26 protein-coding genes, 2 tRNA genes and 1 pseudogene are annotated in these 26,526 nt (G+C 53.7%); 11 read left to right on the top strand and 18 right to left on the bottom strand.

All coding sequences use genetic code 11. The features are described 5' to 3' along the window. Positions 1 to 39: 39 nt before the first annotated feature. The 4 genes from MT962_RS17705 to mtfA form a co-directional block, all read right to left on the bottom strand. Positions 40 to 513 (bottom strand): DUF943 family protein, encoded by a 474-nt coding sequence (locus tag MT962_RS17705; protein WP_247366145.1) that lies wholly within the window; start codon positions 511 to 513, stop codon positions 40 to 42. After that, complete coding sequence (locus MT962_RS17700) at positions 506 to 1,306, bottom strand: DUF3289 family protein (RefSeq protein ID WP_247366144.1); 801 nt, start codon at positions 1,304 to 1,306, stop codon at positions 506 to 508. Before MT962_RS17700 ends, MT962_RS17705 begins: the two co-directional genes overlap by 8 nt. Positions 1,307 to 1,487: 181 nt before the next feature. Next, a tRNA-Asn gene (locus tag MT962_RS17695) sits at positions 1,488 to 1,563 on the bottom strand. Positions 1,564 to 1,663: 100 nt separating this feature from the next. Then, positions 1,664 to 2,461 carry a DgsA anti-repressor MtfA gene (gene mtfA, locus MT962_RS17690; RefSeq protein ID WP_188724267.1) on the bottom strand — a complete coding sequence of 266 codons (798 nt, stop codon included), beginning with the start codon at positions 2,459 to 2,461 and terminating at the stop codon, positions 1,664 to 1,666. A 94-nt stretch (positions 2,462 to 2,555) separates the two neighbouring features. On the opposite strand from mtfA, the gene MT962_RS17685 reads away from it, so the two are divergent. The 4 genes from MT962_RS17685 to MT962_RS17670 all read left to right on the top strand — a co-directional run bounded on the left by MT962_RS17685 (position 2,556) and on the right by MT962_RS17670 (position 9,267). After that, positions 2,556 to 2,645 (top strand) — tRNA-Ser (locus tag MT962_RS17685). Between the two features lie 533 nt (positions 2,646 to 3,178). After that, positions 3,179 to 5,407 carry a cyclic di-3',5'-guanylate-activated glycosyltransferase NrfB gene (gene nrfB / locus MT962_RS17680; protein ID WP_024560628.1) on the top strand — a complete coding sequence of 743 codons (2,229 nt, stop codon included), beginning with the start codon at positions 3,179 to 3,181 and terminating at the stop codon, positions 5,405 to 5,407. Continuing rightward, the gene (locus MT962_RS17675) at positions 5,407 to 8,376 is read left to right on the top strand and encodes a phage receptor (protein WP_247366252.1); all 2,970 of its coding nucleotides are present in this window, start codon (positions 5,407 to 5,409) and stop codon (positions 8,374 to 8,376) included. Before nrfB ends, MT962_RS17675 begins: the two co-directional genes overlap by 1 nt. After that, positions 8,377 to 9,267 (top strand): DUF4434 family protein, encoded by an 891-nt coding sequence (locus MT962_RS17670; protein ID WP_247366143.1) that lies wholly within the window; start codon positions 8,377 to 8,379, stop codon positions 9,265 to 9,267. It begins immediately after the preceding gene. An 87-nt stretch (positions 9,268 to 9,354) separates the two neighbouring features. Here MT962_RS17670 and ompC read toward each other — a convergent pair whose 3' ends face one another. Beyond that, positions 9,355 to 10,497, bottom strand: coding sequence for a porin OmpC (ompC, locus tag MT962_RS17665; RefSeq protein ID WP_247366142.1), 1,143 nt, complete (start codon positions 10,495 to 10,497; stop codon positions 9,355 to 9,357). A 614-nt stretch (positions 10,498 to 11,111) separates the two neighbouring features. On the opposite strand from ompC, the gene MT962_RS17660 reads away from it, so the two are divergent. The 3 genes from MT962_RS17660 to MT962_RS17650 all read left to right on the top strand — a co-directional run bounded on the left by MT962_RS17660 (position 11,112) and on the right by MT962_RS17650 (position 13,772). Further along, positions 11,112 to 11,810, top strand: a complete 699-nt coding sequence (locus tag MT962_RS17660; protein ID WP_024560630.1) for a phosphohydrolase — start codon at positions 11,112 to 11,114, stop codon at positions 11,808 to 11,810. Between the two features lie 71 nt (positions 11,811 to 11,881). Then, entirely contained in the window at positions 11,882 to 13,273 is a 1,392-nt protein-coding gene (locus MT962_RS17655; RefSeq protein WP_024558636.1) for a DNA cytosine methyltransferase, read from the top strand. A gap of 4 nt (positions 13,274 to 13,277) precedes the next feature. After that, complete coding sequence (locus tag MT962_RS17650; protein WP_024560632.1) at positions 13,278 to 13,772, top strand: very short patch repair endonuclease; 495 nt, start codon at positions 13,278 to 13,280, stop codon at positions 13,770 to 13,772. 2 nt (positions 13,773 to 13,774) lie between these two features. Here MT962_RS17650 and yedA read toward each other — a convergent pair whose 3' ends face one another. Continuing rightward, positions 13,775 to 14,686, bottom strand: a complete 912-nt coding sequence (gene yedA / locus MT962_RS17645; RefSeq protein ID WP_024558638.1) for a drug/metabolite exporter YedA — start codon at positions 14,684 to 14,686, stop codon at positions 13,775 to 13,777. Between the two features lie 174 nt (positions 14,687 to 14,860). Here yedA and MT962_RS17640 point away from each other — a divergent pair, with 174 nt between their 5' ends. From MT962_RS17640 to dgcQ, 3 genes and pseudogenes are all read left to right on the top strand, one after another. Then, positions 14,861 to 15,775: a DUF808 domain-containing protein gene (locus MT962_RS17640; protein WP_024560633.1), complete on the top strand. Its 915-nt coding sequence runs from the start codon at positions 14,861 to 14,863 to the stop codon at positions 15,773 to 15,775. A 90-nt stretch (positions 15,776 to 15,865) separates the two neighbouring features. Beyond that, the gene (locus tag MT962_RS17635) at positions 15,866 to 16,048 is read left to right on the top strand and encodes a DUF2158 domain-containing protein (protein WP_024558640.1); all 183 of its coding nucleotides are present in this window, start codon (positions 15,866 to 15,868) and stop codon (positions 16,046 to 16,048) included. Positions 16,049 to 16,175: 127 nt separating this feature from the next. Continuing rightward, positions 16,176 to 17,841, top strand: a pseudogene (gene dgcQ, locus MT962_RS17630) (cellulose biosynthesis regulator diguanylate cyclase DgcQ). Here dgcQ and MT962_RS17625 read toward each other — a convergent pair. Both MT962_RS17625 and yodD read right to left on the bottom strand, forming a co-directional pair. Next, positions 17,838 to 18,659, bottom strand: coding sequence for a mannosyl-3-phosphoglycerate phosphatase-related protein (locus MT962_RS17625; RefSeq protein WP_024560635.1), 822 nt, complete (start codon positions 18,657 to 18,659; stop codon positions 17,838 to 17,840). The pseudogene dgcQ and the gene MT962_RS17625 overlap by 4 nt on opposite strands. A gap of 314 nt (positions 18,660 to 18,973) precedes the next feature. Beyond that, positions 18,974 to 19,207 carry a YodD family peroxide/acid resistance protein gene (yodD, locus tag MT962_RS17620; protein ID WP_247366141.1) on the bottom strand — a complete coding sequence of 78 codons (234 nt, stop codon included), beginning with the start codon at positions 19,205 to 19,207 and terminating at the stop codon, positions 18,974 to 18,976. Between the two features lie 119 nt (positions 19,208 to 19,326). Here yodD and dsrB point away from each other — a divergent pair, with 119 nt between their 5' ends. Beyond that, a complete protein-coding gene (gene dsrB, locus MT962_RS17615) occupies positions 19,327 to 19,515 on the top strand; it encodes a protein DsrB (RefSeq protein ID WP_024558644.1) in 189 nt (62 codons plus the stop codon). A gap of 129 nt (positions 19,516 to 19,644) precedes the next feature. On the opposite strand, the gene rcsA is transcribed toward dsrB, so the two are convergent. The 10 genes from rcsA to fliJ all read right to left on the bottom strand — a co-directional run bounded on the left by rcsA (position 19,645) and on the right by fliJ (position 26,525). Then, the gene (gene rcsA, locus MT962_RS17610) at positions 19,645 to 20,268 is read right to left on the bottom strand and encodes a transcriptional regulator RcsA (RefSeq protein WP_024558645.1); all 624 of its coding nucleotides are present in this window, start codon (positions 20,266 to 20,268) and stop codon (positions 19,645 to 19,647) included. A 347-nt stretch (positions 20,269 to 20,615) separates the two neighbouring features. Beyond that, positions 20,616 to 21,404 (bottom strand): flagellar biosynthetic protein FliR, encoded by a 789-nt coding sequence (gene fliR / locus MT962_RS17605; RefSeq protein WP_024558646.1) that lies wholly within the window; start codon positions 21,402 to 21,404, stop codon positions 20,616 to 20,618. 11 nt (positions 21,405 to 21,415) lie between these two features. After that, the gene (gene fliQ, locus MT962_RS17600; protein ID WP_024558647.1) at positions 21,416 to 21,685 is read right to left on the bottom strand and encodes a flagellar biosynthesis protein FliQ; all 270 of its coding nucleotides are present in this window, start codon (positions 21,683 to 21,685) and stop codon (positions 21,416 to 21,418) included. A gap of 11 nt (positions 21,686 to 21,696) precedes the next feature. Continuing rightward, entirely contained in the window at positions 21,697 to 22,434 is a 738-nt protein-coding gene (gene fliP / locus MT962_RS17595) for a flagellar type III secretion system pore protein FliP (protein WP_024560636.1), read from the bottom strand. Then, entirely contained in the window at positions 22,434 to 22,811 is a 378-nt protein-coding gene (gene fliO / locus MT962_RS17590) for a flagellar biosynthetic protein FliO (protein ID WP_024558649.1), read from the bottom strand. Before fliO ends, fliP begins: the two co-directional genes overlap by 1 nt. Then, complete coding sequence (gene fliN, locus MT962_RS17585; protein WP_024558650.1) at positions 22,811 to 23,272, bottom strand: flagellar motor switch protein FliN; 462 nt, start codon at positions 23,270 to 23,272, stop codon at positions 22,811 to 22,813. Before fliN ends, fliO begins: the two co-directional genes overlap by 1 nt. Then, a complete protein-coding gene (fliM, locus tag MT962_RS17580) occupies positions 23,269 to 24,270 on the bottom strand; it encodes a flagellar motor switch protein FliM (protein WP_024558651.1) in 1,002 nt (333 codons plus the stop codon). The genes fliN and fliM overlap by 4 nt, the downstream gene beginning before the upstream one ends. Positions 24,271 to 24,274: 4 nt before the next feature. Further along, on the bottom strand, positions 24,275 to 24,742 hold the full coding sequence (gene fliL, locus MT962_RS17575; RefSeq protein WP_024560474.1) for a flagellar basal body-associated protein FliL: 468 nt from the start codon (positions 24,740 to 24,742) through the stop codon (positions 24,275 to 24,277). Between the two features lie 104 nt (positions 24,743 to 24,846). Beyond that, positions 24,847 to 26,085, bottom strand: a complete 1,239-nt coding sequence (locus MT962_RS17570; RefSeq protein ID WP_247366140.1) for a flagellar hook-length control protein FliK — start codon at positions 26,083 to 26,085, stop codon at positions 24,847 to 24,849. Continuing rightward, positions 26,082 to 26,525 (bottom strand): flagellar export protein FliJ, encoded by a 444-nt coding sequence (gene fliJ, locus MT962_RS17565; RefSeq protein WP_024558654.1) that lies wholly within the window; start codon positions 26,523 to 26,525, stop codon positions 26,082 to 26,084. The genes MT962_RS17570 and fliJ overlap by 4 nt, the downstream gene beginning before the upstream one ends. Between the last annotated feature and the right edge of the window lies 1 nt (position 26,526).

Raw genomic sequence — 26,526 nt, 5'->3', positions numbered from 1 at the left:
GTTTTATTCAGAGAATTAATAAACCTTGCAATCAATTATTTATTCTTCTTTTATCTGTTGTTCTTTTATTGTTCCATCCGGCAGTTGAATATATTGCCTGTCACCGATGTAGATAAATATTTTCTTTGTTACGTCACCCATGATTGACATAAGCTCATTTTTCTTAACGCATTTGGTTTCGCTTTTGATTGAATCAAAACATAGATAATCGTCTTGTGAAATGCCAGATATAAAATCTTCTGCAGGCAATTTTTCGTAACCTTTTCCAAAGTCCATAATAGACAACGAAAAATAACCTTGATCAGGTATCAGGGCATGATCTTTTTCTAAAAGATGCTTATTTTGTTTCCACCATTGCAGCCTGAGTTTGTCAGAAGGAGGGAGGTCTTTTACTAATACTACGCCATCTCCGGTACGTTTTATTTCGGTGTTATAAAAAAGCGGCCAAAAATAAAGTAGTGCGATTATGATCACCGCTGCTATTATAGATAAAAATACTACTGGCTTACGCATGATTCTCTCCAGTAATAGTGATGCGGGCTTCCATATTGGTAAAAAAGGGCTTGTAGGCCAGTTTCTCAAAACGCTGAATAACGAACCATATACCAAATACCTTCAAATATTTGAACAGGGTTTTAGTCATGTCATCGGTATCCAGTCCAAAGTGATCCTGGCCTTTGAAATGTAATACTGCAGTATATCGGTTATTATCAAAGTTGAGAGATTCAAGGGTGATTTTAGTGCTGTTTATTTCGTGGATGCTAATACCTAAACCATTAATGCGGTCGGAAAATCTATCAAATTTAGGAAGATGAGATTTGTTTATTTCATTGGCAAAGTGCCTTGTTTGTAACCCGGAATCCCAGTCTGAAAAGGTATCTAGCGTTCGTTTTATCCTGTTGATAGTGCTTCCCGAAGAGTGATCACCTTCAATCATTTTCTTATAGGCCTGGTTCATCTGCACATCGTGAAAATCTTTACCATTGCAATACTGCATATGAGTAAAGAGTCTGTGGATAATACCAGTATACGGCCCCCAGAACGCAAATCTTCCGGCTTCGAACCGAAGCCTCTCGAAGAGGATTGCGGCGGCCTGCTCCTTGCTCAGTTTCGGCATGTTGCCATAGGCCGGAATAGTCATCTTCTGGAAGGTATAGCAATCTACCCGTTCAGAGACCTGGAAAAGGCCAAAGCGCGCTTTAAGCATTTTTTCAGTTAAATCGCCATATTTCATGTCATCTGCGCAGCGATCGTTGAATGGTTTGCGGCTCTTAAAAATTATCAAAGGTTGGTCGATACCGCGCATGTCAAGCAAATCCTTTGGCTATGCGGTTTAACGATACGCTAATTATACAGATACGTTCGTCTGGCAAAATAGCGGACGTGGTATCAGAGCGACGCGTTGTCAGATAACAGGGGATAGGTGAGCAATAATGCAGTCAGTGGTGAAAAGCAAAAAGCCCGCATTAAGCGGGCTTTTTTGAATTTGGCTCCTCTGACTGGACTCGAACCAGTGACATACGGATTAACAGTCCGCCGTTCTACCGACTGAACTACAGAGGAATCGTGTGAACGGGGCGCATATTAATGGCGCCCCTTTCAGGTGTCAATGTTAAATTTAACGCGTTGATTCAACTGGCTATTTATAAGGCAGTTTGCTGATTTAATGCACCTGCCGCTGAACGTGGTCGCTGCCTGTATCAGAAAGCCGCAGCCGGCGCAGCGGGTCCTGGCCATAGAACTGCGTAAAACGCTGCCAGAGCGATGGGAAGCGCGGCGCAAACAGCTCCGGCGCGCTGAAGAAATATTCCGACAGCACGGCGAAGCATTCCGCCGGATCCGTTGCCGCGTAGGCGTCAATACTGGCCGCATTCTCACCCACCAGATCGATCTCGTCCTGAATATTATTCATGGCGGCATGCAGATCGTGCTCCCAACCTGCCACTTCACGCAGCGGAATGAACGGAATGCCGCTAGCCCGGTCGCCGTTACGCGTATCGAGTTTATGCGCGACTTCATGGATAACCAGATTAAAACCGGAGGCGTCGAAAGAATCCTGAATATCCAGCCAGTTAAGCACTACCGGCCCCTGTTGCCAGCTCTGGCCGGCGTGTACGACGCGCTGGCTGTGAACGAGACCAATATCATCTTCCCACTCGTCATCGACGATAAAGGGCGCCGGGTAGATAAGCACTTCGTGAAAACCATCGAGCCAGTCGAGTCCCAGTTCCATCACCGGCAGGCAGAAGAGCAGGGCGATACGGGCGGTCTTGAGGGAATCAAGCTCAAAGCCCTGTAACGGAACCAGGCGTTTTTGTTGAATAAAGCGTTCGGCGAGCCGCACCAGCTTGTTCTGTTCATCCGCGGATAAACCCGCCAGCAGAGGGATAGCGAGCGCCTTTTCCCAGGGCATCGGGTCATCATGCGCGTCGTCGTTTGCTTTCCAGGGCCACTTAATCATCTTATCTGCTCGCAAAGTCGTCACTTGAACAAAATCGAAGGGGCAGGGTCTGTTAAAATGCCAAATTACCTGGCATCATGGCAACCACCAATACGGAGAGATGCCGGAGCGGCTGAACGGACCGGTCTCGAAAACCGGAGTAGGGGCAACTCTACCGGGGGTTCAAATCCCCCTCTCTCCGCCACTATTCAAGCACTTACCGCCTTAATTTTCAGTGATAAAACTCTCGTTGAGAAAAACTGCAGAAATCCGCTAAACAGCAATTCTCGCCCCATTTGTCCTGCTATCTTATTCCCTGGTTGTATTCTCTTCCATCATTCAGGTTTATGTTTTATCGCTACGGGCTACCTTCGGCTAACAGTCCACGTGCGCACGCCTTGTAGTGGCAACCTTACGGCCCTCGTTTTTTGGTTAAATCTGGTACTAAAGTGCCAGTAGGTGTATTATTTTGGACGCAAAATGGCGCCGGCGACACCGCTTTTACGCTTTTAGTATGCGTTGAAATAGTTACGCCATGAAATAAATATCACGTTGCAGCTGATGCGGCGGCTATATGAATGGGCGTTTTAGAAATGCGCCATAGAGATTATTTTTGTGCGGACAATGCGTGCTCTTTTAAATAAAAATGTGAATATCATTAAAAATGAAAAGTAGCCTGATAACACTAAAAAAATGGATTGCGCATAATTCCATTCATATCGTACAGGGTGTCTCAGCATGAATGGACTGGTTGATATTTTTGCGACCTATCTTTATGGCTTAAAGTTTATCGCCATCGGGCTGGCTTTAATGATGCTTATTAGCGGCCTGGACGATCTCTTCATTGATATAGTCTATTGGGTAAGAAGAGCAAGGCGCGCCGTCACTGTTTACCGGCGGCATAAGCCTATGGATTACCAGGCGCTTTATGAGCCTGATGAAAAACCTTTAGCCATCATGGTGCCTGCATGGAATGAAACTGGCGTCATCGGTAATATGGCAGAGCTTGCCGCTACCACGCTGGATTATGAAAATTATCATATTTTTGTGGGGACTTATCCAAACGATCCTGATACCCAGCGCGATGTAGATGAAGTCTGTGCGCGTTTCCCGAACGTGCATAAAGTGGTGTGTGCTCGACCCGGACCTACCAGCAAAGCGGATTGTCTGAATAATATTCTTGATGCCATCACACAATTTGAGCGTAGCGCTAAGTTCGCCTTTTCTGGCTTTATTTTACATGATGCTGAAGATGTTATTTCACCGCTTGAGTTGCGCCTTTTTAATTATCTTGTCGAGCGTAAAGATTTAATTCAAATTCCTGTTTATCCCTTTGAACGGAAATGGAACCATTTCACCAGCATGTCTTATATCGATGAGTTTGCCGAACTTCATGGTAAAGATGTGCCGGTGCGTGAAGCCATTGCCGGCCAGGTGCCAAGCGCAGGCGTTGGCACCTGCTTTAGCCGCCGAGCCGTTATGGCGCTTCTGGCCGACGGGGACGGCATCGCCTTCGACGTGCAAAGTCTTACAGAAGACTACGACATTGGCTTTCGTCTTAAAACTAAAGGAATGACGGAAATTTTTGTTCGCTTTCCGGTAGTGAGCGAATCAGAGGGTAATCAGCCGCGCCGCTTTCTCCAGCGGGCCCGCTCATCGAATGTTATCTGCGTACGCGAATATTTCCCTGATACCTTTTCTACCGCAGTGCGACAGAAGTCGCGTTGGATAATTGGCATTGTCTTTCAGGGGCTCAAAACGCATAAATGGAGCGCCAGCCCGACGCTGAATTACTTCCTCTGGCGTGACCGGAAAGGAGCAATAAGCAATTTTCTGAGCTTTACGGCAATGCTCATCATGGTTCAACTGGTGGCGCTATGGCTCTACCAACACCTCTGGCCGGATGCGTGGCAATTTCTCTCTATTTTCACCGGCGGCCCGTGGCTGATGACGCTACTGTGGGTGAATTTAGGGCTGATGATTAACCGTATTCTTCAGCGCGTTATTTTCGTAACGGTCTACTACGGGCTCGGACAGGGATTACTTTCTGTCATCCGTCTTTTCTGGGGCAACCTGGTTAACTTCATGGCCAACTGGCGCGCCATCAGACAAGTTATTCAACACGGCGATCCCAGACGAGTAGCATGGGATAAAACCACGCATGATTTTCCAAGCGTAACCGGCGAGACTCGCGCCCTGCGACCGTTGGGTCAAATCCTTATAGCCCATCAGATAATTACTGAAGCGCAACTTGAGCAGGCGTTAATGAACCGTATACCGGGTTTGCATTTGGGCGGCTCGCTTATGTTGCAGGGTGTTATTACGTCAACCCAACTGGCGCAAGCGCTGGCAGAACAAAATGGCGTACGCACAGAGTCGATTGACGCCTGGGAAATTCCTGTCGCGCTGATTGCTAAGGTGCCCGCTTCCATCGCGCTGCGCTATGCCATACTGCCGCTGCGAATAGAGCGGGGCGTAATGGTGCTTGCCAGTGAAAATGGTATCGATCCGGTCTCTCTGGCAGCGCTTTCCCGTAAACTTAATTGCGAAGTGGAATATGTCATCGTGCCCCGGGGACAGGTTGTCACAGGCCTGAGGCACTGGTACGCGCGTTATCGCGGCCAGGACGATCGCAGCCTTTTGCAGACGGCGGTGAAAGAAGGGTGGATAAGCGAAGCGCAGTCAGAGGCTATCTGGCATCGTTTTGTGCCCCATCAGTTCCTTTTCGCCGAAGTACTCACTACGTTAGGGCATATTAATAGCTCGGCGATCAACGCGTTGCTATTGCGTCACGAGCGTAGCCACTTACCGTTGGGTGAATTTCTGGTGAAGGAGGGCGTTATTAGCCAGGAGACGCTCAGCCGGGTATTGTCGCGGCAACAGGAGTTGCAATTGTCAATGCAGACATTGCTGAGTGAAGCGGGTCTGACGACGCAGCAGATGGCAGCGCTGGAGCAGGCAGCATGATAATGCGTATCCATTCTCACCGCCTGTTAACGTTTTTTATTGCTTCACTTCTCAGCGGCAGCGTACTGGCGCAGGAGGACGCCACCGAAACCAGCGCCGCAGCGCTTGGGCTGAGCGATTATCGCTATTTCATCATCTATCCTCATCTGGAAAAGGCTTTAAGGGCGCAAAAGCAAAATGATGAAAAAACCGCGCTGCGTGAATTTGAAGAGATACGTCGGCGTGAACCCCATAATGTTCAGTTAACGCTTTATCAGGCAGAAGCGCTTCGCCATTTTGGTCACAATAAGCAAGCATCGAGTCTGCTTTCGCAGCAATTAAAACAGCACCCCGACAATAAAAAACTGGCGCAAAGCCTGGCGGCGATACCTGTTGAGCCTGTGTTGGTAACATCTGTGCCGGAGTTACTGGCGCAACAGCAGCGATGCGATGAAGAACCTTCTGTTCGCTGCCGCAGCGAAACAGGACAAAATGCGTTGCGACTCGGTGAGATTCAGATTGCCCGTCAGCAGCTTCGCGATCCGGTGTTTGCCGCGCATTCGCTCGGTGAGGCGCTGCGTAATGACACGCTGCAACGGGCAATCTACCTGAAACAATGGGACATAGCAGACACGCTTTTCTCTGAACGCTTTCAGCAGCAACGCCTGAGCCCCGCTGAGCAAGAACAATGGTTTACTGTATTACTTGCCGCGCATCAGGATGAGAACCTACAGGCTCGGCAATCGCAGGGGCTTTTCAACAGTCCTGAAAATCATCTCGCTTATGCCGCAACGCTTGTGCAACGGGGCGAGACAGCGCTTCTGCAACGCTTCCTCGCGCAGCGACAGCCTGTTTTCCATACGGCTGAACAGGAAAAACGGTGGATTTATTTACTGTCACGTTTCAGTGTTCATCCGCAAGAGGCGCTGGCGAACTATAACGCGCAGTTTAGTGAAAATCGGTCATACATAGCGGGTGCAACGCTGCCAGGGCTGCTGAAGTCTGGTCATTACGCCGCTGCGCGCCAAATGCTGGCCGGACTGCCCCAGGATGCGTTTCTGCAAGCGCGTTATGAATTGAGCATAGCAAGTCATAACAGCCATGAAACGCTGCAACTGGCTCAACGTCTCTATGCGCGCTACCCGCATGATTTGCAGCGCCTGGATGCGCTTAGCTGGCAATTGATCCAGGCGGGGCAATCGCAGGAGGCGGCGCAAATTTTACTGCAGCGCTATCCGTTCCAGGGTGATGAAAAAATAACGCTCAGGTTATTGATGCGGCTCGTTGAGCTATTGCATGAGCATCCCCAATGGGCATCTGACGCGCAGAAAACAGAACTCTCGAAGCCGCTTCACTCTTCCGTTCAACGGCGCTTGCAAAGCCAGTTGCCGTGGCTCGTGGAGGATTGTTCAGCCCTGAGTAGCCTGCTTGGTGATATGTCTCCAACCTATGACGCGGCGTCGTGGAGCAGGTTGGCGGCCTGTTATCGCGAAACGTTACCCGGCGTGGCGCTCTATGCCTTTCAGCAAGCGGCAGCCCATTCGCCCGATGTCTGGCACCACCGGGCGGTGGCGTATCAAGCCTACCAGGTTCAGGATTATGCTGCTGCTATGCGCGCCTGGAGGAAAATACCTGTTAACGAGATGAGTAATGCGGATCTGGTTGCGGCGGCAAATACAGCTCACGCGGCGCAAGAGCGGGATATGCTCTATCGCTTGTTGGAGGAAGAGAAACAGCGTGGGTTGGATAACAGCGAGCATTACTGGTGGCTTCATGCACAACGCTACCTGCCAGGAGAGCCTGAAAAAGCGTTAGCTGATTTCAATCGCGCATTGGCAATCAGGCCTTCGGCGCAAGTTTATGTTTCCCGTGCCAGTATTTACCGTCTGCAGGGCAACACCCGCGCAGCGATTAGTGATTTACGCCAGGCGCTGACAATGGAGCCGCAAAACGCATCGCTTCAGGCGGCTTTGGGATATGCATTATGGCAAGACGGTAACGCGGTTCAGTCGCGTGTTTTGCTTGAGCAAGCTTATAAGGCGATGCCGGACGATCCCGCGCTTATTAAGCAACTCGCTTATGTGAATCAGCGGTTACAGAACGTCTCGGCGGCGCAATATTATGCCCGCCAGGTTATTGATGAAATGAATGACGACGCGGAACTCGCACCGCCGACAGCTGAGCAAAAGCAGCAGCGTTTTGCTTTCAGACGACTGCATGAAGACATTGCGCGACGCTGGAGTTTTACGTATGACAGTTCCGTCGGCCTGCGCTCTGGCACTCTTAATTCAGTGAATAATAAGCTTAACGACGTATCGCCAGGGAAGAGCTACCGAAGCTACGGCCAGCTTGAAGCGGAATATCGTGTCGGCCGAAACCAGTTGCTGGAAGGCGACTTGCTCTCTGTATATAGCCGCCTGTTTGCCGATACGGCAGGATCAGGCGTAGCGATGCCCGTAAAAAACCCCATGATTGGGGCAGGCCTGCGCTGGAAACCGCTGCGGGAATCGGTTTTCTTTCTTGCCATTGAGCAACAGGCGCCGCTTGATAGCCATCACGGTGAATCGGATGCCATGCTTCGCGCCAGCGCCTCGTTTTTCAATAATGGTCGTTTCAGTGATGAGTGGCATCCGAACGGGCCAGGCTGGTTTGCGAACAATCTTTACCTTGATGCTGCACAGTATGTACGGCAAGACATTCAGGCATGGACCGTTGATTATCGCGTCAGCTGGCATGAAAAAATAACCGATGGGCAGACGCTGGAGCCCTATGCGCATTTGCAGACCAACGGTTACCGTAATGGTGAAACGCGGGGGGCGCAGACTGGCGGCGCGGGCGTACGATGGAACATCTGGACCGGCGAAACCCGATACGATGCCTGGCCGCATAAAGTAAGCCTGGGCCTTGAGTATCAGCATATCCTGAACAGCGTTAATCAACGTTCGGGCGAGCGCAACAATGTCTTTGTTACGGTTGGAGTTCACTGGTAAATGAATAAATGCCTCTTTTTGTTATTTCTTTTACTGGTGAACGCGCCCTCATTTGCAATGACAGGCATTTTCTGGCAACCGCAATTGCGAGATAACCTTGCAAGCGACACGAGCTGGCAGTCATTGATGCAAACGCTGCGTCAGCAAGGGTTTGATACGCTGGTAATACAGTGGACGCGCTATGGCGAGGCGTTTGCTAACGAAACCGAACGCGCTCTTCTGTTAAAGAAAGCGCAGGCGGCGCGTCAGGCGGGGTTGAAGGTTATCATAGGCTTAAATGCCGACCCCGATTTCTTTACGCGTCAGAAGCAGCCGCTTGCCGCGCAGGCTAACTACTTAAATCGCTTACTCGTACAGGATCGTCGCCAGGCGAGGTTATGGGCCAAAACCATGGGTTTTCAGCCGGATGGTTGGTACATCAGCGCGGAAATAGACGATAGTAACTGGCGTGATAAAGCGGCGCGGGGGCAGATGACCCAATGGTTGAGCGATACGCGTCGCCAGTTGGCCGCCGTTCTGCACAAGCCCGTTTATATCAGCAGCTTTTTTTCCGGCAACATGTCGCCGGAGGGCTATCGTCAACTGGTCGCAGATATAGAAGAGACAGGGGTAAACGTTCTTATTCAGGATGGCGGCGGCGTAGGCAAACTTAACACAGTACAGCGCGAACTTTATTTACAGGCCAGCGCTGGATGCGAAGTAAAAACACCTGGCAGCGGCATCGTTTATGAAATCTTTACAGCCAATCCTGGCAAGGTTTTTAGCGCGCAACCCAAATCGGCAGGACAAATTCGGGAGCTGCTGGAAAGACGTTCGTTGTGTGGGAAAAACAGACTTTATTTCTCGCTACGCTATTTGCCAGCCGCAAAAAATGTTCTCCGTAATGATTAACGCGTCGTCAAAAAAACATTAAAAAGCTCGCTAAAGGCTGGCAATAAAAAAGCCCGCACGGCGGCGGGCTTTGGCGTCAGCTGATTGTCAGAACTGGTAAACCATACCTACGCCAACGATGTCATCGGTGGCGATGCCATTGTTGCGGTAGAAGTTATCGTCTTCTTCCAGCAGGTTGATTTTGTAATCAACATAGGTAAGGAAGTTTTTATTCAGATACCAGGAGGCGCCAACATCGGCGTATTTGACCAAATCTTTATTAAAATATCGGCCATCATACCAGACGTCTTTGGCTTTTGATTGCAGGAAAGCCAGCGACGGACGCAAGCCAAAGTCGAACTGGTATTGCGCTACCACTTCAATGTTCTGGGTTTTGTCTGCGATACCGCCGCCAAGACGGCTGTCGCTGCTGCCATACGGGGTCATGTTGCGCGTTTCAGCAAAGGTTGCGGCCAGATAAAGGTTATTCGCGTCATATTTCAAACCGGCTGCCCATGCGTCCGCACGCTCGCCGCCAGCATAAGCGCTCTTTCCACGGCCAGCATTAGCCTGAGCGGTAGTGCGGTCGGCAGAAGAGTAAGCGGCTGAGGCGGCAAAACCCATGCCAAAATCATATGTGGTCGATATGCCGAAGCCGTCGCCGTTCTGGCTGGCAAGGCTGTTGTGACCCACACCTGCGCCTTCGTTGCCTTGACCTTCGCCTTCGTTGTTGCCCTGGTATTGCAGCGCGAAATTCCAGCCTTCCACCAGGCCAAAGAAGTCGGTATTGCGATAAGTCGCCATGCCGTTGCCGCGCCCTATCATGTAGTTATCGTGATAGGTGTAAGAATCGCCGCCAAAGACCGGCAGCATATCCGTCCAGGCTTCCACGTCGTAGATGACGCCATAGTTACGACCATAGTCGAAGGAGCCGTAGTCGCCATACTTCAGGCCGGCGAAAGCCAGTTTGTTATAAGAAGTGTTGTCGCTTTCAACGCTGTTGGCCATGAGCTTATAGTTCCACAAGCCATAGCCGGTAAGATCGTTGGAAATTTGCGTTTCGCCTTTAAAACCCAACTCTATATAGGTGCCGTCGCCATCATCTCCTGGGTTGTCGGAGAAAGTGTGTCGCGCGTCGACTTTACCAAAGAGGTCTAATTTATTGCCGTCTTTATTATATATTTCTGCAGCGTGAGCCGTGCCCATCGCTAATAAAGCGGGGACGAGCAATGCCAAAACTTTTCTCTTCATTATCAATATCCTTATAATCATAAATACCATGAATGGCACTTTTCATTTAATGCCGAGCAGGATTCTATCCTTAATTCTTATAATTTCCGAAAGAGAATCTGTGAGGGGAAAGAGTGAAAACAATAATTAGGAAAAAGTTAAGAAGTCATTTAGATAATAAATGATTATGCTGCTGTTATTCGTAGCGGAAATTAGAAATAAAGTTAAGCTCTGGTGGTTTGTTAACTTGGCTTACATATCAATAAGTTGAGTTTGTTAAAGGCGCTCCTGCGCGAACGTTTTTTTGTCAGATAAATGTGTCTGCTCAACACTGTTTCTGCCTTTATTTATTCCCTGAACCGACACTGCTGTGTAAAAGACAGTGTTGCCAATAAGCGGCAGATAAAAATAACCGGTGCGTTTTAACCGCTTTTCTGAATAACTTTTCTGTAACAAAGCGCTTTTATCCTCCGTGATGCCGGATGACGCGTAGGTTAGCGTAGACGTCCTGGTTGATCAGGAGCATTAGCGTCAATAGTGATGATGTATGAAGCCGTCGCGTGGACTACGTCTTGATAAATTTGTGATCTGCGTTACAAATAATAAACGGGCCCGCAGCGCAATCAGGAGTACCTATGACCCTATCCCACTGGCAAGAGCGTTTCGAGGCCTGGTTCAACCAGAGCTGGTTGCAGGATGATAAGGCGCATGACGTGGCGCACTTCAGGCGCGTATGGAAAACCGCGCAGCAAATTATGCAGGGCACGGAAGCCGACCGTCTGGTGGTGCTCGCCGCCTGCTATTTTCACGATGTCGTTAACCTGCCTAAAAATCACCCCGAGCGGCATCTGGCTTCCACGCGCGCCGCCCAGGAAACCCTGAACATTCTGGCTGAACACTTTCCCGATTTCCCGCACACGCTTTATGACGATGTCGCTCATGCCGTGCAGGCGCACAGTTTCAGCGCCGGCATTGCGCCGCAAACGCTGGAGGCGAAAATCGTCCAGGATGCCGACCGGCTGGAGTCGCTTGGCGCAATAGGCCTCGCCCGCGTCTTTTACACTTCCGGCGCGTTAGGACGAGCGCTGTTCGACGGCGAGGATCCGTTGGCGATGGAGCGCGAACTGGACGACGCCGCCTGGGCACTGGATCACTTTCAGAAAAAGCTGCTGACTCTGCCGGATACCATGCAGACCGAGGCGGGCAGGGCGCTGGCGCATTACAACGCCGACTTCCTTGTGCACTACATGGCGAAGCTGTGCGCTGAACTAAAAGGCGAATATTGCCAGCTTGATGAAGACGTATTGCGCCGCTTCAGCAGGCTGTTGCCCTGAATACGCGCTAACCGTCGTGGCGGTCCATTTTGTGTTACTCTGTCAGATATTCGTTCTGTATGGCTAACGCAATGCTGGAAAATCAATTTGTTATTGACGAGGTCGCCTGCCCGCCCGTCGGGCGCTCTCTTTTATCGCGACTGCTGGAAATCTACGACGTAAAAACCCTGGTTGCGCGTCTTAATGAGGCGGGGGATAAAACCTGGAGCCGGGCCATACTGAAACGCGAACTCACCCGCGAAGCGGAGCAAACGCGCCTGACGCCGCGCGAAGAGGCGTCGCTAAGCGCGCTGCTGCCTGCGCCGCCGAAACATCATCCCCATTACGCCTTCCGCTTTATCGACCTTTTTGCCGGCATCGGCGGCATTCGCAGCGGCTTTGAAGCCATTGGCGGGCAGTGCGTCTTTACCAGCGAGTGGAACAAACATGCCGTCCGCACTTATAAAGCTAACTGGTATTGCGACCCACAGGCGCACCGCTTTAATGAGGATATTCGCGACGTTACCTTAAGCAACCGCGTCGAAATCAGCGATGAAGAGGCCGCGGCGCATATTCAGGCGACATTGCCCGATCACGACGTTCTGCTGGCGGGCTTTCCGTGCCAGCCTTTTTCACTGGCGGGCGTGTCGAAGAAAAACGCGCTGGGCCGTGCTCATGGTTTCGCCTGCGAAACGCAGGGCACGCTCTTTTTTGATGTGGCGCGCATTATCGCCGCCAAACGCCCGGCTATTTTCGTGCTCGAAAACGTGAAGAACCTGAAGAGCCACGATAAAGGCAACACGTTCCGCATCATTATGGAAACGCTGGATGAGCTCGGGTATGAAGTGGCGGACGCGCGCGAGATGGGCGCAGGCGACCCGAAAATCATCGATGGCCGACATTTCCTGCCGCAGCACCGCGAACGTATCGTGCTGGTCGGTTTTCGCCGCGATCTTAACTTGCATGCGGGGTTTACGCTGCGCGATTTGCCCGCCTTTTATCCCGAACGTCGCCCCGCCTTTGGCGAACTGCTCGACCCAACGGTTGACGCCCGCTATGTGCTGACGCCGACGCTCTGGAAATACCTCTACCGCTACGCGCAAAAGCATCAGGCGAAAGGCAACGGCTTCGGCTTCGGCTTGGTCGACCCGCAAAATCCGCTCAGCGTGGCCCGCACGCTTTCCGCACGCTATTACAAAGACGGCGCGGAAATCCTGGTCGATCGAGGCTGGAACAAGCCGCTCGGCGAAGAGGATTTCGACCATCCCGATAATCAGCAGCGTCGGCCGCGCCGCTTAACGCCCCGTGAATGCGCGAGGTTAATGGGGTTTGAGCTGCCGCATGAGCACCGCTTTCGCATTCCGGTTTCCGATACCCAGGCGTACCGGCAGTTTGGCAACTCCGTCGTGGTGCCTGTGTTTGCCGCGGTGGCGCAACTACTTCGTCCCCGCATTTTACAGGCAGTAAAACAGCGACAGGAGTAACCCTATGGCGGATGTGCACAGCAAAGCGATACGCAGTAAGAACATGCGCGCCATCGCTACGCGCGACACCGCCATTGAAAAACGACTGGCTGGGCTGCTTGGCGAAGCAGGTTTCGGCTTTCGCGTGCAGGATGCGGAACTGGCGGGCAAGCCCGACTTCGTGCTCGACGACTACCGCTGCATTATCTTCACGCACGGCTGCTTCTGGCATCATCACGACTGCTATCTCTTCAAAGTGCCCGCCACCCGTACCGATTTCTGGCTTGAGAAAATCGGCAAGAACGTTGAACGCGACCGTCGCGATATTTCGCGTCTGCGGGATGAAGGCTGGCGGGTATTAGTGGTCTGGGAGTGCGCCCTGCGGGGCCGGGCGAAGCTTTCTGACGCGGCGCTCAAAGAACGGCTGGAAGAGTGGATTTGCAGCGGCGGCGCGCAGGCGGAAATCGATACGCTCGGCATCCACGCCACAGAGCGCGAGCGGCCTGCGCCGCCCGCCTGAAACTATTTCTCAGCTTTACATGCCACCACTGTCGGCTTTGCCGGCAGCAGATATTTCCCTATCGTTACTAACAGCACGGCGAGAATAATAATCCCCAGCGCCAGCCACTCAATAGCGGAGAGGTTTTCGCCGCCAAGCCCGGTGCCAAGCAGTACCGCCACTACGGGGTTAACGTAGGCGTAACTGGTGGCGATCGCAGGCGAAACGTTGCGAATAAGATACATGTAGGCGTTAATGGCGATAACCGAGCCGAAGAGCGCAAGATAGCCTACGGCGAGGAAACCCGAGAGGTCCGGCATCGTCGTTAGCTTTTCGCCCGTCAGGAAAGAGGCTGCCATTAGCACCACACCTGCGCAAAGCATCTCAACGGCGCCTGCCATCATGCCGGAAGGCAGTTCGATGCGCGAACCATACACCGAGCCAAACGCCCAGCTCAGGGAGCCGATTAAAATCAGCAACGCGCCCCAGGGGTTGCCGTTGAGGTTGCCGCCGCTGTTCAACAACACAATGCCCACAAGACCGATAGCTATACCGAACCATTCGAGCTTGCGCGTCGGCAGGCCAAAGCAGCGACTGAAGATAAGCGTAAACAACGGCACGGTGGCGACCATGACGGCGGCAATACCGGAAGGCACATGCATATGCTCCGCCACGGTAACAAAGCCGTTGCCTACCGCCAGCAGCAGCACGCCTATCAGCGCGGCGTTCATCAGCGGACGGCGAGCGGGCAGCTTGTGGCCGGTCAGCAACAGAAAAGCCATGAGCAATAGCCCGGCAGCCAAAAAGCGAACCCCGGCCATCATAAACGGCGGCCAGCTTTTCACGCCGATGGCGATAGCAAAGTAGGTGGAACCCCAGATGATGTAGAGCGCAAAAAGCGCCCCAAGCAGCGGCAAAACTTTAGCGAAACGCATACTCCCTCACGACATTGATAAAGAACGCTTATAGTGAACGACAAAAATATTGTCGAGGCGAGGTTTTTAATTGTTTATTTCTGATGAATTTTTTGTTGATTTTATGGAGAATTTTCCGCGCTCAGGCTTTTGTTCCATAATTACCTTTCCGATCACAAACAAAGGATGAATATTTTGGCTGGAAGTAGTCTTTTAACGCTGCTGGATGATATCGCCACGCTGCTGGATGACATTTCGATGATGGGCAAACTGGCGGCAAAGAAGACCGCAGGCGTGCTGGGGGACGATCTTTCACTGAACGCGCAGCAGGTAAGCGGGGTGCGCGCTAACCGCGAGTTGCCCGTGGTCTGGGGCGTGGCGAAGGGGTCGTTCGTTAATAAGCTTATCCTGGTGCCGCTGGCGCTTATCATCAGCGCGTTCGCGCCCTGGGCTATCACGCCGCTGCTGATGATAGGCGGGGCGTTCCTGTGCTATGAGGGCGTGGAAAAAGTGTTGCATAGCATTGAAGCGCGCAAGCACAAGGAAACGCCTGAAGAGCGCCGTCAGCGGCTGGAAGCCATCGCACGGCAAGACCCGAAAGTTTTTGAACGTGACAAAGTCAAAGGGGCCATTCGTACCGACTTTATTCTGTCGGCGGAGATCGTCGCCATCACCCTTGGCATCGTAGCGGAAGCCCCGCTGTTAACGCAGGTCATGATCCTTGCAGGCATCGCCATTCTGGTGACTATCGGCGTTTATGGGCTGGTGGGCATTATTGTGAAGCTTGACGATCTCGGTTACTGGCTTGCCGATAAAACCTCGACGCTGGCGCAGGCCGTGGGCAAAGGGCTGCTGGTGACGGCGCCGTGGCTGATGAAAGCGCTGTCGGTGCTCGGCACGCTGGCGATGTTTCTGGTGGGCGGCGGCATTGTGGTTCATGGCCTTACGCCCGTGCATCATGCTATCGAACACTGGGCGGAGCAGGGCGGTCATATCGCGCAGGCGGTGGTGCCGACGCTGATGAACCTGGTGCTCGGCTTTATCATTGGCGCTGTCGTGCTTGCCGTTGTAAAAGGCATAAACCGCCTGCGCGGCAAAGATGCACACTGAGAATTTTCTGGTTTACACGCTGTAAGCCCGGCAATGGTCGCGTTCTTTTACTATCTTGTAAAAGTTTTCACCCCTGAGAAGGAGGCAGATATGGTCTTTTTAGTCAGCGATGAAGTTAAGCGTAAAAACGGCGGCCCGAGCATGGTGGTTACGGGGTATTCCAGCGGCATGGTCGAGTGCCGGTGGTACGACGGCTATGGGGTCCAGCGGGAAGCTTTCCGGGAAGAAGAACTGATCCCAGGTGAAAAGCAGGCGCGTGAAGAACGCCGTTAACGATAACGCCCGGTTTGAGCCGGGCGTTTTTGCAGGCTGTTCGGACGGCAGGCTAGCCAGCGCGCAATGCTGGCGGATAAAGTAGAAAGACAAGTAAAACCGGGAATAGCCTGTTAATGCAGGGAGCCTGCTGGTGCTTAAGAGAACGTTAAATCCAACCCGCTTTCGCCATCCTGGTCGGGTCGTCAATCTTTGCTTTGCGATAGTCTTACTCTGCTCCACGCTGCTGACCTGGCGTGAAGTGGTTGTGCTGGAAAACGCCTACCTCGCCGGGCAGCGCAACAGCCTCGACACCATCGCCACTGCGCTGGACAGACACTTGCAGTATGGCGTCGACAGGTTGCTTTTTTATCGCTCCGCCATGGAAGAGGCGCTGGAAGCGCCCGTCATCACGCCTTCTCAGGAGGCGCTGGCAGCGTTCTTCGCACAGCGCGACAGCGAGGGCTGGCTGCTCAACGTAAACGATAAACGCCGTCCCTCTGCGCGGCGTTTCGGATGATTATGTTGAACAGAACCCTTACCTTAACCGGGAAGAGGAGCGGCTTAATCAGGAACTGACCGCCGCTTCTGAATTCAGTTATCTGATGAACAGCGCGAGCGCCGACCCGGCGCTGCAGCGCAATATGTTTTATACCTCCCGCGCCGGTTTTTATTTAAGCCCTGCGGCGCAGGAGCAGGAAGAGGCGCGCATTCGCGCCCATTATCACCGGCTGGTCAACCATCCCTATTTTTCCGCCCATTCGAAACGCAGCAATCCTACGCGCGGCGTACGCTGGACGCACAGTCAGTCTCCGGTTGATCAGGCCGACCGCTCCCTTACCGCCAGCGTGCCACTGGACCATGAGCAACGCTGGTACGGCGTGCTGGCGCTGGATTTTAGAGTGGATGCGGTGACGCAGTTTTTACTGGAGTCGCTGGAAGAGGATCATGAGGCTGATATCGTCCTTTATGACAGCCACTTTCAGGTCATAGCCGCTACGAAATCGACCACTCACCGCGGGCGCCTGCTCAGTGCCGAACAGAAAACGAAGCTTGCCCAAATGATGAAAAAGGCTACCGAAGGGGATTACCGCCTGGGATCGCGATTTATCAGCTGGGCGCGGCTGAGCTATTTTGACGGCGTACTGGTGCGGGTGGATACGCTGGCCCAGAGCGCCAGCGGCGAGTTTGGCAAAATCACGCTGGTGCTGGCGCTATTGTGGCTGCTCTTTACCAGCATGCTGATTTTCTCCTGGGTGGTTATCCGCAGGATGGTGCACGACATGTACCAGATGCAGCATCATCTTCAGTGGCGCGCCTGGTACGATACGCTGACCCGGCTTTATAACCGCGGCGCCTTTTTTGAACGGGCCAAAAACGCAGCGGCGCGCTGTCGCGAGCAAAACCAACCCTGCGCCGTTATCCAGCTCGATCTGGACCACTTTAAAAGCGTCAACGACCGTTTCGGCCACCAGGCGGGCGACCGTGTGCTTTCCCATGCGGCGGGGCTAGTGAGCCAGACGCTGCGGGCGGAGGATATCGCTGGCAGGGTTGGGGGTGAAGAGTTTTGTATATTGCTGCCCGGCGCAACGCGCGACGAGGCGGAGCGCGTTGCTGAACGCATTCGCACCAGGCTGAACGCCCGGGAAATCCTGATAACGCAGAACACGACGCTGCGCATCAGCGGGTCGCTGGGCGTCAGCGGCGCGCAGGAGGAGGGCACCTATGATTTCGAACAACTGCAGTTAGTCGCGGACCGCAGGCTCTATCTGGCGAAGCAGAACGGGCGCAACGGCGTGCGCGCCCGGGACTAACGCTTCGCAACGAAGTGCTCAAGCCCTTCGTTCCAGCCTTCAGGCCCGGCAAGCTGCGTGCGATAAACCCGCTGCGGGTCCTCGTTTTGCAGAATCACCCCGTGACGGCTAAGCCCCTTGACCACGACCGCGTAATCGACATTATCCAATAGCAGGGCGTCGTTGGGGCCGTCGCCCAGCCCAAGGGTGGTGCGCAGTTTGCCTTCGCGTTGCTGGTATTGCGCCTTCAACCAGTTAACCGCCTCGCCTTTGCCGCACTGCGCATCTAAAACATGCCAGAAGCGCCCGCCTTCCTGCAGCACCAGCCCAGCCTCGTTGAGCTGTTTCTCAAACGCCGCCAGCCGTTCATCAGTATCACGCCAGATAAGGGTCTGAGAGGCCTCAAGCAGTCGGGACATCGCCGCGAGCTTCGGGCTGAGGCCGGTCCACTCGGCAATGGTTTTATCGTCTACATCATCAAAGCTAAAAAGCTTATAGGCGTGCTGCTGACGAAGCTTTTCAATGACGGCGAGGATAGTCTCGTGATCCGCGCCGCAGCGCAGGCGAGGAAAGTCCGGATGATCGCTCCAGCTTTCATCAAGCTGGATCACCGCGCCATTTTCAGCGATAAACGGTAATCCCTGCAGCCCCATCTCCTTTTGCAGGGTAATGATCTCCGCAGAGGTTTTGCTGCTGGAGAGCACCACCGGCACTTGATTATCAACAAGGCGGGACAGCCAGCCCTGCGCCGCCTCCCAGGCGTGGGTATTAGGGTCGAGCAGCGTGCCGTCGAGATCGGTGACAATCAGCAGGCTGTCGTTAAGCGGTAGTTGCGGCATGTCGGCTCCTTGTCTTGCGTGTAAAAGCAAATGTTGCAGAAAAGTGATTGACCAGGAATAGTCTCAAAAAATTCACGCCTGTAAATGGGCAAGGTTGGGATCGTTTCCAGCCAACAGGCTTCGGCCAAGGCCTGGCGTAATAATCACTGTTTTTAATATTCGGAATGAATTATTCATCGGCTAAATATATTCTTGTCATGCAAAAAAATTGCCTATATGTTGATTGCCGACATCAGATTTCCTGGTGTAACGAATTTTACGTGCTTCTTGCATTCGCAAGCTTATCCCGGCCCCCCAGGCCGGGATTTTTTATTTCAGCGGTTGAGCTCGCTTATCCTGAAATCCTGAATATCCAGCTCGAACGCTTCGGCAAGTTCGGTGTAAGTGTGGTAATCGCGCCCATCCACGCTTACCCGTTGCGGGTCGTCGCTGCCGTCCACCCGCTTTACTTCGCTTTCGCTGATTTCATTGATGGCAGCCAGCAGCGCATCCACATCCACTTCGGCGTCGCGATGCGCGCTGTCGCTGTCTGGCTTCATCGTTTTCATCACCGTCACCCTCCGGTTGTGTACCCTGATAAGTATAGACGCTCGCAGGCGGCGCTAAATATCGCACCGGCAGCGAGTTTTGTTCTAAACTGGCACGAAGGATCACTGGAGGAACGGTTATGAATATTAACGATCGGGTTACTGTCAAAACGGACGGGGGTCCGCGTCGCCCGGGTGTCGTGCTGGCGATTGAAGAATTTAACGAAGGAACAATGTATCTGGTCTCGCTGGAAGATTACCCTTTGGGAATTTGGTTCTTTAACGAGAAAGGACATCCAGACGGCATCTTTGTAGAAAAAGCCGAATAACTAACGCTGCCCTCATTTGAGGGCGGTTTGCTGTTGGGGCTGAGCCAACGCAAGCGGATAGCGTTTTTGTTGTCTGCCGTGAGACGATGCTGCGGACAAGGAGCAGGGTGTAGGGTACAGAGTCAGGGGTCAGCGCATATTAACGAAAATGCCGTTAGTGACATTATCCGTTAGCCGGACCACATGATAAATAACTTGCTTATTATGGGTTTTTATTTTGCGTTTGATATTGCCTTTATGCGAGGAAACCGTCTTCGCTTTGATATTCATCTGGTCTGAAATCTGAATCGTTCCTTGCCCCGACATCCACATCCGTAACATGCTTGATTCAGTGCGGCTTAACGAAAGTGTAGGCAAATTAATATGACTGATGCATTGCATATCTTTTGCCAGATATTCGCCAAGAATGCTGTCCAGCGATTCGGGCTTAATTGACTTGGAGCTAATTAATAAATTTTTGCGCACCCGCAGATATTCATCAAAATGGATATTAGCGATAGCCATAAAAACGATAAATAAGGTGCCAGGATGTTGATTGATGACCTGCTTAATTTGTAAGCTGCTTGGCGCGTCGTGAATAAAGCAGTCTTCGTTAATAAATACCACATGAGGTTCTTTGCTCTGGCACGCTTCTTCCAGCGCTTCGACCGTTTCGACGTGACAGATTTGCCGCTTTCTGACTCCCCGACTGGCAAGGTAGCCGGTTAGCCCAAGCCGCGTATAGCTGCATAAATCCATAATAATCGTTGACATAGCATACCCTCACTAAACGCGTTATCCGTTAAAGCACAACGATTGCTTCACCACTAGCCTGAGAACGACCGCCGTTCTGCGAAGACCAGCAATAACGAGATAAAAACTGCATAAGCAATATTCGGTTAGCAGGTCGGACGACCTGGAACAGCGTCAGGGAAGTCATTCAGGCGGACCCACTATCCCGTAAAGTTAGGTATAATTTGCCAGGAATGTTCTTAAAGTAAAGTAAATGTTGTGAGTTGTGAGCAAGGTAAAATCTTTAATTTCCCGCTGTGCTTTAGCTAAGCGGGAGAATATATTTTCTTTTTTAGGATTATCCTCAAAAAACCATTTTGTTGTGAGGGTTAATTATTGGCGGGTATTTCGCTGACAATATCTGAAAGCAAATTAAAAATTTCGCTAAATAGGTGTTCGCAAAACGGAGCGATGAGCGGCATTAAGGCAATGATAACCATCATGCCAATTGACAAGGTGATGGGAAAACCTATCACAAATACCGACAGCTGCGGCGTCATGCGGTTTAATAAACCGAGCGCCAGGTTGAGCGTCAGCAAAAGCGTCACCAGCGGCAACGCCAGCATTAAGCCGTTGAGAAAAATGAGTCCGCCCGCGCGGGCCAACGCCATAAACGCATTACTGTTTAGCGGTTCGCCGCTAAACGGCAGGGTATGGAAGGTATCCGCCAGGATTGAAATCAGCCACAGGTGGCCGTTAAAGGTTAAAAATAACAGCATCGCCAGCATATCCAGCAGGCGGGCCAGAACAGGCATGTTGAGATGGCTGGCCGGGTCAAAAAAGGTCGCGAAGGAAAGCCCCATCTGCAGGCCGATTATCTCGCCTGCGGTACGCACGGCGGCAAAGGCGAACTGCATGGTAAAGCCCAGCGCGATACCAATAAGAATTTGCTGCAGCGCAAGCCAAAAGCCCTGGGCTGAGAAAATCGGCACCTGCGCTGGCGTCAGCGTCGGCGCGATGACTATCGTAATCAGCAGCGCGAGACCTATCTTTACGCGATTGCTAATGCTGCGCTCGCTCAAAATCGGCGCCGTAGAGACCAGCGCCAGCACGCGCAAAAGCGGCCAGAAATAAAGGTTCAGGTAATGCAGCCACTGATCGCTGGTGAAATGGAGCACCCGATACTCCGTCAGCCGATCATATACGGCAGGTTAGTAAAAAGGGTGCGCATGTAATCCAGCAGCAAGTTGAGCATCCACGGGCCTGCCACCACCATTGTGACAAATACGGCGAGGATCTTCGGGATGAAAGAGAGCGTCATCTCGTTTATCTGGGTAGCGGCCTGCAGGATACTGATAATCAGGCCCGTCACCAGCGCGACCAGCAGCAGCGGGGCAGCAAGGGCAAGGGCGACTTTCATCGCTTCTGTGCCCATCATCATGACCGATTCTGGCGTCATGGCATCCTCTCCTAACTGTAGAAGCTCTGAGCGAGCGAGCCGACCAGCAACTGCCAGCCATCCACCAGCACAAACAACATGAGCTTAAAGGGCAGGGCGATGGTCGCGGGCGGCACCATCATCATACCGAGCGCCATCAGCACGCTCGCCACCACCAGGTCGATGATGAGGAACGGAATAAAGACGGTGAAGCCAATCTGGAAAGCGGTTTTCAGTTCGCTGGTAACATAGGCGGGCAGCAAAATGCGCATTGGCACGGCTTCCGGCCCGGCCATCTCCGGCGTTTTCGCCAGCCGGGCGAAGAGAGCGAGATCCGCCTCGCGGGTCTGGCGCAACATAAATTCGCGAAGCGGCTGCGCGCCTTTTTCCAGCGCCACTTCCATAGAAATTTTATTTTCGCTGAACGGCTGATAAGCGTCGGTATAAATCTTATCAAGCACCGGCGACATGATAAAAAAGGACAAAAACAGCGCAAGGCCCAGCAGCACCTGGTTCGGCGGGGCGGAAGGAGTGCCAAGCGCGTTGCGCAGCAGGCCGAAGACGATGATGATGCGCGTAAAGCTCGTCATCATCAGCAACACGGCTGGCAGGAAGGTGAGCGAGGTGATAAACACCAGCGTCTGCACCGGCAGCGACCAGCTCTGGCCGCCGCCCGCCAGCGGCTGGCTCACCAGTCCCGGCAGTTGCGCCATAGCAGGCGCGGCGAAGAGGCTGAGCGCGCCCAACGAGAGATAAACCCAACGACGCATTACTTTCTCCCGTTGCGCTTAAGCAACGTTTTCATCAGTTGTTGAAAATCCGCGCCCGGGACCGGGGCGGTAGCTTCTTCCGTTACCGCTTTCGGCGGCAGGGTATGAAGGTGCGTAATCTGGCTTGCCGTCACGCCCAGCACCAGCCGGGCGTCTTCGACATCGACAATCACAACCTTTTCGCGGTTGCCGAGGCTTACGCTGCTGCTGACTTTCAGCTCGCGGTTACCGCCATGCTTCGGTGCAAAGCCAACGCGTTTGGCGACCCACGCCGCCAGTAAAATCACCAGAATGATAAGCGTTAGCGCGCCGCTCACCTGGATAAGCGATGAGCCAGCGGAGGGCAGAGGCTGGCTAACCGTGGAGGTGGTTTTCATTACCGGCTCAGACGACGCATACGTTCAGACGGAGTGATGATGTCGGTGATACGCACGCCGTATTTATCGGCGACCACCACCACTTCACCCTGGGCAATCAGATAACCGTTGATCAGAATATCCAGCGGCTCGCCGGCCAGGCCATCGAGCGCCACCACGGAACCCTGCGTCAGGCGCAGCAGTTCTTTGATGGTCATCCGGGTGCGGCCCAGCTCCACGGTGAGCTTCACCGGGATATCCATAATCAGATTGATATCCTGCAGCGCGCCGGTGACGTCGCCGCCTTCCAGCGCGCGAAACACGCTGTCGGCCGCGCTTTTTCCGGCGGTTTTTTGCTCGCTAAGCGCATCGGCCCAGAGATCGTCTGCTGAGCCGCCTGCGCTTTTTTGTTCGTTCAATGCGTCAGCCCACAGATCGTCCATGCCTGCGTTGTCGTCGGACGGTTTGTTGATGTCACTCATTTGGGCTGTTCCTCATTCAGCGAATTCAAAATAGGGTTGATCAAATGTTCAACGCGCAGCGCGTACTGTCCCTGCACGGTGCCGTACTGGCTGGTCAGTACGGGTACGCCGTCGACATGCGCCAGAATGCGATCCGGTTTATCAATGGGCAGCACATCGCCCGGTTTAAGCTTCAGAATTTTCGACAACCGCAGCGGGATTTCAGCGAAGTTCGCTATCAGCTCCAGCTCGGAGTGCTGCACCTGGCGCACCAGGGTGTCGCGCCAGTGCTGGTCTTCCTGACGGGAGTTCTCCAGCGGCGGGTTAACCAGCAGCTCGCGCAGCGGTTCAATCATGCTGAACGGCAAACAGATATTAAACTCGCCGGTCAGGTTGCCAATTTCTACGTGGAACGGCGTGTTAACAACGATGTCGTTCGGCGAGGTGGTGATATTGGTAAATTTCACCTGCATTTCCGAACGCACATACTCCACATCCAGCGGGTTGATCGCTTTCCACGCGTCGCTGTATGACTCCAGCGCCAGCTTCAGCATGCGCATAATCACGCGCTGTTCGGTATGGGTGAATTCACGCCCTTCCACCTTGGTGGGGAAACGGCCGTCGCCGCCGAACAGGTTATCCACTGCGATAAACACGAGGCTTGGGGAGAAAACCACCAGTCCGGTGCCGCGCAGCGGTTTTAAATGGATAAGGTTGAGGTTCGTCGGCACCGGCAGGTTGCGGGCAAACTCGTGGTAAGGCTGAATGCGAATCGCCCCCACGGTGATATCCGGGCTGCGGCGCAGCAGGTTAAACAGCCCCATACGGAACTGGCGGGCGAAACGCTCGTTAATAATCTCCAGCGCCTGCAGGCGCTCGCGCACGACGCGACGCTGGGTATTAGGATCGTAAGGACGAACGTCGCCATCGCTCGCCGATACCTTCTGTTCGGCGCTTTGTTCGCTGTCGCCGTTTAACAGCGCGTCGATTTCGGCCTGGGAAAGAATGCTATCGCCCATGGGGTTACCGCAGAATAAAGGCAGTGTAAAGCACGTCGGTCACCACCTGCTTCGGCTGGCCGGTCACCAGCGGCGGCGACAGCGTCTCTTTAATGGCGGCTACCAGCTTCTGCTTGCCTTCATCCGTGGCAAGCACGTTGGCGTCCTGACGGGAAAAGAGCAGCAGCAGGCGGCTGCGCACTTCCGGCAGGTAATCATTAATGCGCTGGCGCGTCGCTTCGTCTTGCAGGCGCAGCGTAACGCCGATATAAAGCACGCGGTCAGCGTCGCCCAGGTTCACCGTAAAGGTGTCGAGCGCAAAGAAGACCGGGGCCGGCGGCGGCTCAGGCTCCGCTTTGGCCGCGCTGGCAGGCTGCTGCTGCATGCGCCAGTAGCTGTAACCCGCCGTCGCACAGGCGGCGAGAGTGATAAGAACCAGCAACGGGATCCAGATGGAGCGTTTGCGGCTTTTGGTGATAGCGCTGTCAGTCATCAGACTCAGGTTTCCTGTATCGGTACGGCTTATGAGCTAATTATCCTGACCTTGCCTAAAGTCAAAGCCAGGAAAAGACGTGTTTATTCCCGCTACCTTTTGCGTTAGGCAAAGATATCGACCGCATTGTTGCCGCGCGCGGCGGATTGCAGGCTAACGGGCGCCGCGACGGCGTCCTCTTCCGCGCCGCTAAAGCTAAAGCCGCCGCGGGAGCCGGAACCCTGCTGTTGCTGCTGGTTCGCCTGCTGTTGACCGGCGGCGGAACTGTCGCTGCTAATGCTGCTCTGGCCAAGCTGGATGCCGCTTTCCGCCAGCTGCGCGCGCAAGGTCGGCAACGCCGCTTCCAGCGCCGCGCGCACGTGGCTGTGCGGCGAAACCATCTGCAGCTGCGCCGTATTGTCGTCAATCTTCAGGCTGATTTGCACCGCGCCCAGATCTTCAGGATGCAGGCGCAGCTCGGCGCTCTGCTGGCCCTGACGGGTAAAGAGCGTCACATGCTGGCTTACCGACTGCTCCCAGGCGGGCGTGCCGAGCGGTGCGGTAACCTGCGGCGCCGTGCTGCTGGTCGCGGCGCCTGGTGTCTGGGTCGCGCTGTTCAGCGCGGCGGCGGAAGCGTGGCTAAGCGCGGTAAGCGCATGCGTGCTGTTGCCGTCGTTAACGCTTTTTTCACTGTTCTGCACAGGCGCTACGGCATTCACGGTCGCTGTTTTTACCGCGTCGGCGCTGGCGGCGCTCAGGTTCAGCGGGTCGATGCGCGCATCGCGGCTGCCGTCAGCTTTAGCGGTATCCGCTTTTACGTCGGCCTTAGCATTGCTGTTCGCAGGCGTAGCGGCAGGCAGCGTGAGCTGAGCTGCGTTGAGCGCGGCAGCGTTAAGGCTAATGGCGTTATCCTGCGCTTCGGTTGAGGCTTTCGCCGCCTGCTGGAGCGCCGGCGTTTGCGGCAGCATGGCGAACAGGGCGCTCAGCGCGCTGAGATCGGCATCGCTGAGCGGCTTTGTGACATCGTTGTCGCCGCTTTTCTGAAGCCCGCTCAGGGTTTTGCCTTCGGTCAATGTGGCGGTCTCGTCGGCTGCCCCGCCGGGCAGAAGCTTCGCCATCAGGCTTTCCAGGCTCACATCCGCAGGCAGCGTCGAGGCGTCGAGTCCCGCCGCAAGCGGCGTTTTCGCCTGTGCAGTGAGCTGCGCAAGCGTAAGGGTTTTGCCGTCGGCAAGCGGCAGTTCACCGCTCAGACGCTCCCCTAACAACGCCAGAAAATTCTGTGCGGCGTCGCCGCCTTTCGCGCCGGATGCCGCAGTGGCCGCGTCGGCGTCGCCAGTAAGTGCAACGGTGGGCAACGTAATCATTCGCCTTTCCTCATTGATGCCCGCTGGGCAAATTCATCCATCTTTTTTTGATCGAGGCGGTTTTCCGCCAGCAACGCGGCGCTGCTCTGCCGCGCCTGCAGGGTTTCCCACGCCTGGAGCCGCTGTTTTTTCTCGCGCCAGAAGTTCAGCGCTTGCTCGACTTTACTGTTCCACTGGTTGAGCTGTTGGCGATGCTGCTCAATGGCTTTCTCCAGCGTCAGGATAAACTGTTGATAGTTCTGCCAGCGGTTGCTGGCGATACCCTGGCTCATGTTCTGGTTCAGGCTGTTGCTGTACTCAAGCTGGTAGTTCATCAGCATGGTGAGCTGATCTTCCGCCTGCTTGCAGCCGCGACGCATTTCGCCAAGGCGCAGCGCCGCGTTTTCTACCTCTTTTTCCGCCAGTTCCTTAAGCGTGTTGAGCGCTCCGTTTTGTTTCATT

It is taken from the genome of Franconibacter sp. IITDAS19 (assembly GCF_023079515.1).
GTDB classification, from domain to species: domain Bacteria; phylum Pseudomonadota; class Gammaproteobacteria; order Enterobacterales; family Enterobacteriaceae; genus Franconibacter; species Franconibacter pulveris.
The sequence above is the reverse complement of the archived record's forward strand: the minus strand, read 5'-3'. Positions and strand labels throughout refer to the sequence as shown.

Bases quoted from the DNA above. Each gene is read 5' to 3' on its own strand.
- MT962_RS17705 (WP_247366145.1), bottom strand. From the start codon at position 513: ATGCGTAAGCCAGTAGTATTTTTATCTATAATAGCAGCGGTGATCATA.
- MT962_RS17700 (WP_247366144.1), bottom strand. From the start codon at position 1,306: ATGCGCGGTATCGACCAACCTTTGATAATTTTTAAGAGCCGCAAACCA.
- mtfA (WP_188724267.1), bottom strand. From the start codon at position 2,461: ATGATTAAGTGGCCCTGGAAAGCAAACGACGACGCGCATGATGACCCG.
- nrfB (WP_024560628.1), top strand. From the start codon at position 3,179: ATGAATGGACTGGTTGATATTTTTGCGACCTATCTTTATGGCTTAAAG.
- MT962_RS17670 (WP_247366143.1), top strand. From the start codon at position 8,377: ATGAATAAATGCCTCTTTTTGTTATTTCTTTTACTGGTGAACGCGCCC.
- ompC (WP_247366142.1), bottom strand. From the start codon at position 10,497: ATGAAGAGAAAAGTTTTGGCATTGCTCGTCCCCGCTTTATTAGCGATG.
- MT962_RS17660 (WP_024560630.1), top strand. From the start codon at position 11,112: ATGACCCTATCCCACTGGCAAGAGCGTTTCGAGGCCTGGTTCAACCAG.
- MT962_RS17655 (WP_024558636.1), top strand. From the start codon at position 11,882: ATGCTGGAAAATCAATTTGTTATTGACGAGGTCGCCTGCCCGCCCGTC.
- MT962_RS17650 (WP_024560632.1), top strand. From the start codon at position 13,278: ATGGCGGATGTGCACAGCAAAGCGATACGCAGTAAGAACATGCGCGCC.
- yedA (WP_024558638.1), bottom strand. From the start codon at position 14,686: ATGCGTTTCGCTAAAGTTTTGCCGCTGCTTGGGGCGCTTTTTGCGCTC.
- MT962_RS17635 (WP_024558640.1), top strand. From the start codon at position 15,866: ATGGTCTTTTTAGTCAGCGATGAAGTTAAGCGTAAAAACGGCGGCCCG.
- MT962_RS17625 (WP_024560635.1), bottom strand. From the start codon at position 18,659: ATGCCGCAACTACCGCTTAACGACAGCCTGCTGATTGTCACCGATCTC.
- yodD (WP_247366141.1), bottom strand. From the start codon at position 19,207: ATGAAAACGATGAAGCCAGACAGCGACAGCGCGCATCGCGACGCCGAA.
- dsrB (WP_024558644.1), top strand. From the start codon at position 19,327: ATGAATATTAACGATCGGGTTACTGTCAAAACGGACGGGGGTCCGCGT.
- rcsA (WP_024558645.1), bottom strand. From the start codon at position 20,268: ATGTCAACGATTATTATGGATTTATGCAGCTATACGCGGCTTGGGCTA.
- fliQ (WP_024558647.1), bottom strand. From the start codon at position 21,685: ATGACGCCAGAATCGGTCATGATGATGGGCACAGAAGCGATGAAAGTC.
- fliP (WP_024560636.1), bottom strand. From the start codon at position 22,434: ATGCGTCGTTGGGTTTATCTCTCGTTGGGCGCGCTCAGCCTCTTCGCC.
- fliO (WP_024558649.1), bottom strand. From the start codon at position 22,811: ATGAAAACCACCTCCACGGTTAGCCAGCCTCTGCCCTCCGCTGGCTCA.
- fliN (WP_024558650.1), bottom strand. From the start codon at position 23,272: ATGAGTGACATCAACAAACCGTCCGACGACAACGCAGGCATGGACGAT.
- fliM (WP_024558651.1), bottom strand. From the start codon at position 24,270: ATGGGCGATAGCATTCTTTCCCAGGCCGAAATCGACGCGCTGTTAAAC.
- fliL (WP_024560474.1), bottom strand. From the start codon at position 24,742: ATGACTGACAGCGCTATCACCAAAAGCCGCAAACGCTCCATCTGGATC.
- MT962_RS17570 (WP_247366140.1), bottom strand. From the start codon at position 26,085: ATGATTACGTTGCCCACCGTTGCACTTACTGGCGACGCCGACGCGGCC.
- fliJ (WP_024558654.1), bottom strand. From the start codon at position 26,525: ATGAAACAAAACGGAGCGCTCAACACGCTTAAGGAACTGGCGGAAAAA.